Genomic DNA, 3,551 nt, shown 5'->3' on the forward strand with positions numbered 1-3,551 from the left:
GTCATCCCCCTCGACGGCGGCGTCCCCGGACCACTCGTGGCCGCACTCGGGGCAGACGTAGAGGGTCCCGTCGTGGTAGGTGAAGGTCGATCCGCACTGCGGGCAAGGGGGCATTTCGCTCATGAAAGTTCCGCTATCTGATGTGAACGGCCGCCATCTTACCGCATTCCACTCGTTTTCGTGGCGGACGACTCGCCGCGATCCGCCCTTCTCGGCCACGCTGCCGTGCATCGGGACGGAAAGAAACCGTCGCTAGCCAGCACCACCAGCCCATGTCCCGGACATCCAGCCTAGACCTCGTTGACCTCCCCCGGTGGTCTCGGACACGGACCACGGTCCTTCAGTTGCTGGCCACGGTTTTCCCTGGCAAATGCAAACGCCCCGGCCAGCGGGGCGTCGACAACACGGACCGAGGGCCGGCGCCTACCTGCGCGGCCCTCGCCCTACCACGACTTGTAGGGCAGAAACTTGCCGTTCATGGTGATCACGACGCGATCGCCGGCCGGGTTGGCCTCGCGGTCGATGTCGAGCGAGAAGTCGATGGCACTCATGATACCGTCGCCGAATTCCTCGTGGATCAGCTCCTTGATGGTCGGGCCGTAGACACCCACGACCTCGTAGAGGCGATAGATGAGCGGGTCGGTCGGGACGGTCTGTTCCCAGGTCTTCATCGGGCAGGCCTCGATCGCGGCCTTGGCCTCGCCCGGCAGTTCGAGGATCGCGACCAGCTTGTCGGCGAATTCGGGCTTGAGGCTGTTCATGCCCAGGCAGGCCGAGGTGACGAACGTCGGGGACAGGCCGATACCGCTGGCGATATCGACCCAGGACAGGCCGAGCGCGGTCTTCTTCTCCAGTATCAGGTCAGTCAGTGCTTGCTTGGTCATCATGCGGGCATCTCCGTTAAGGGATCTTCGTGACCGGCATTGGCCACTACCCATTCCGCACTACAAGAAGCCTGCCAAGCCGCACTTAGTTCTCCGTTTCAACCAGTTATGGGGAACGGACGGCCGACACCCGTCCAGCATTCCGACATTGTCCGCCCCGCGCCGACGAAAGTCGCGACATTGTCCGACAATGCGCGCCCCATCATGGGGCACTCCACTCAGAAATCCTCGCAAACGCCGCTTTGACGCCATTTCCGGTTGTTGGCACAGCCCCTGCAACACAGGGGGCGACGGCGGGAGTCATCCAGCGACATCCCGACCCACGTCCCAGCCAATCCAAAACCGGAGTGAATACCCATGAGCACAGCAACCGCCCAACCCGTCGCCCCGTCCTGCATCCGCCAGGCGATCAAGGAAATCGACGCCGACGGCCTCAAGGCACTGAGCGAGAAGGGCAAGGCCAACCCGGATGCGGTGGTCACGCTCAAGGCGAAGACCGTCTGCGAAGGCCGTTTCCGCAACCTGACCTACATCCGCGACCTCGACCCGGTGGTGGTCGACGAGCCGCCGCACCTGCTCGGCGACGACACGGCTCCGAACCCCTCCGAGGCCACCCTGGCCGCGCTGGGCGCCTGCCTGGCGGTGGGCGTGCATGCCAACGCCACTGCCCGCCAGATCAAGATCAGCAAGCTCGAGCTGAACATGGAAGCGGACATCAACGTCACCGCCGTCTGGGGCACGGGTGACCTGGACGAATCAAAGCCGCTGGGCTTCACCGCCATCCGCGTCTACTTCGACGTCGAGACGGTCGATCCGATCAGCCAGGAAGACCTGCAGGACCTGCTGGACACCGCCGAGAAGTGGTCTCCGGTGGCCAACACCATGACCCGCCCGGTCGATCTCTCCTGCCATCTCGCCTGATCGCCGAGACGTCATCCAATCGGCCCGGTCCGCCCGGGCCATCTAACGGAGATGATTCCATGAACCTCGCTACCCACGCCCCCGTGGCGGCCCGGCCAACCGTGGCCCCACCCGACGTGCCGAGCTTTCTGAAAACCGAGGCTCCCGACCTCGACTCGGTCATTCGCCGTGCCCTCAAGCCCAAGGTGATCCCGATCGACCACGGCGAGTACCCCGCCGAGGTGTTGCACGAAATCGGTGCGGCCGGCGCCTATCGCCATCACCTTTCCTCACAGAATCCGTCCGGCATGGACATCGCCGCGGCCATCGACGACATGGACCGCATTTCCGCCGAATGCATGTCCACCGGTTTCATGACCTGGTGCCAGGACGCGGTGGCCTGGTATGTCGAGAATTCCGACAACCAGCACCTCAAGGATACCGTCCTGCCGAAGCTTGCCAGCGGCGAACTGCTCGGCGGCACCGCCCTCTCGAACCCGATGAAGTACTTCGCCGGCATCGAGGGCATCCTGCTGCACGCCGAGGAGACCGCCGACGGTTTCATCGTCAATGGCCAGCTGCCCTGGATCTCGAACCTGGGCGAATCGCACGTGTTCGGCTCGATCTTCCGCGTCGAGGGCGACAACGCGCGCGACGTGATGGCGCTGGTCCACACCGACACCCCCGGCTTCGAATTCCGGCAGCTGGCCGAGTTCTGCGGCATGGAAGGCACCGGCACCTACGCCCTGTTCTTCAAGGATGTCTTCATCCCCCACAACGAGATCATCGCCGACCCGGTCGGCCCGTTCCTCAATCGCATCAAGGCCGGCTTCGTCCTCTTGCAGACGGGCATGGCCACCGGCGTGATCGAGGGCTGCATCCGCCTGTGCGAGGACGTCGAACCGCGCCTCGGCCACGTCAACTGCTACCTCGACGATCGCCCCGACGAACTGCGCGAGGCCCTCGAGGACACCCGCGCGTTGGTGCGCGAACTGGCCCGTGACGTATACAACCCCGACCCCGCCTACTTCCGCCAGGTACTGGAACTGCGGCTGGCAGGCTCCGAGCTCGCCCTGCGCGCGGCCAACAGCGCGATGCTGCACACCGGCGCGAACGGCTACCTCGTCGATGCCCCGGCCCAACGCAAGCTGCGCGAGGCCTATTTCGTCGCCATCGTGACCCCGGCGATCAAGCATCTGCGCAAGGAAATCGAGGCACTGATCGATTAATCCCATGCCCCGCCCACGATCCGACAACCAGCAGGCGCAGTCATGACCGCGCCCCACGCGGGACGCACGCCGATCCTGATCCTGATCCTGGCCGGCAGCCTGTGCCGAGGGAAGGTCTACACAAATCGATGGCCTCTCTGGCTCGCGGGTTCGTTCGCAATCAAGGCACCGGAGCGAAGACGGGCTCGTTGCCCATCGAGGGACGGCAACGCCGAGTGCGGACGAACCCGCGAGCCCCGGCCGGGCGGGCCGCCATGGGCCCATCTGCGGTGTTGCGGTCCTTGTAAAGGGGACGGCCCTTCACGGCGGACCGCGCCTTGCACCTGGACCCATGGCGGTCCCGCAGAGAAGCCATCGATTTGTGCAGACCTTCCCTAGAGCCATCGACGTGACCCGCCCCAAGGCAGAACCGCGCCCGTCGGCGCCCAATGAAGTAAACGAGACCAAGGTGACCCGCCATGAACACGCCTGAAGAAGACATCCGCTGGATCTGCACCGTGTGCGGCTGGATCTACGACGAGGACGAGGGCGACCCGGA

Annotated in this window: 4 protein-coding genes and 1 pseudogene; 3 read left to right on the plus strand and 2 right to left on the minus strand. The window is 64.8% G+C overall.

Going from position 1 to position 3,551, the window contains the following annotated elements; genetic code table 11:
* Window positions 1–231 (minus strand): annotated as a pseudogene (locus ACESL5_RS09585) (hypothetical protein); the annotation flags it as partial.
* 212 nt (window positions 232–443) lie between these two features.
* Window positions 444–887, minus strand: a complete 444-nt coding sequence (gene cynS, locus ACESL5_RS09590; protein WP_372592557.1) for a cyanase — start codon at window positions 885–887, stop codon at window positions 444–446.
* 354 nt (window positions 888–1,241) lie between these two features.
* Between cynS and ACESL5_RS09595 the strand changes: the two genes are divergently transcribed.
* The 3 genes from ACESL5_RS09595 to ACESL5_RS09605 all read left to right on the plus strand — a co-directional run.
* The gene (locus ACESL5_RS09595; RefSeq protein ID WP_125198671.1) at window positions 1,242–1,805 is read left to right on the plus strand and encodes an OsmC family protein; all 564 of its coding nucleotides are present in this window, start codon (window positions 1,242–1,244) and stop codon (window positions 1,803–1,805) included.
* Window positions 1,806–1,864: 59 nt separating this feature from the next.
* Window positions 1,865–3,013, plus strand: a complete 1,149-nt coding sequence (locus ACESL5_RS09600; protein ID WP_372592558.1) for an acyl-CoA dehydrogenase family protein — start codon at window positions 1,865–1,867, stop codon at window positions 3,011–3,013.
* 458 nt (window positions 3,014–3,471) lie between these two features.
* Window positions 3,472–3,551 (plus strand): rubredoxin (locus ACESL5_RS09605; protein ID WP_372592559.1); only part of this gene is annotated, 80 nt, incomplete at its 3' end.

Origin of the sequence: Guyparkeria sp., assembly GCF_041687595.1 — a bacterium.
In the GTDB taxonomy this organism is placed as follows: domain Bacteria; phylum Pseudomonadota; class Gammaproteobacteria; order Halothiobacillales; family Halothiobacillaceae; genus Guyparkeria.

What these genes read in the sequence shown, in the direction of transcription:
- ACESL5_RS09600 (WP_372592558.1), top strand. Translation starts at nt 1,865, where the DNA reads ATGAACCTCGCTACCCACGCCCCCGTGGCGGCCCGGCCAACCGTGGCC.
- cynS (WP_372592557.1), bottom strand. Translation starts at nt 887, where the DNA reads ATGATGACCAAGCAAGCACTGACTGACCTGATACTGGAGAAGAAGACC.
- ACESL5_RS09595 (WP_125198671.1), top strand. Translation starts at nt 1,242, where the DNA reads ATGAGCACAGCAACCGCCCAACCCGTCGCCCCGTCCTGCATCCGCCAG.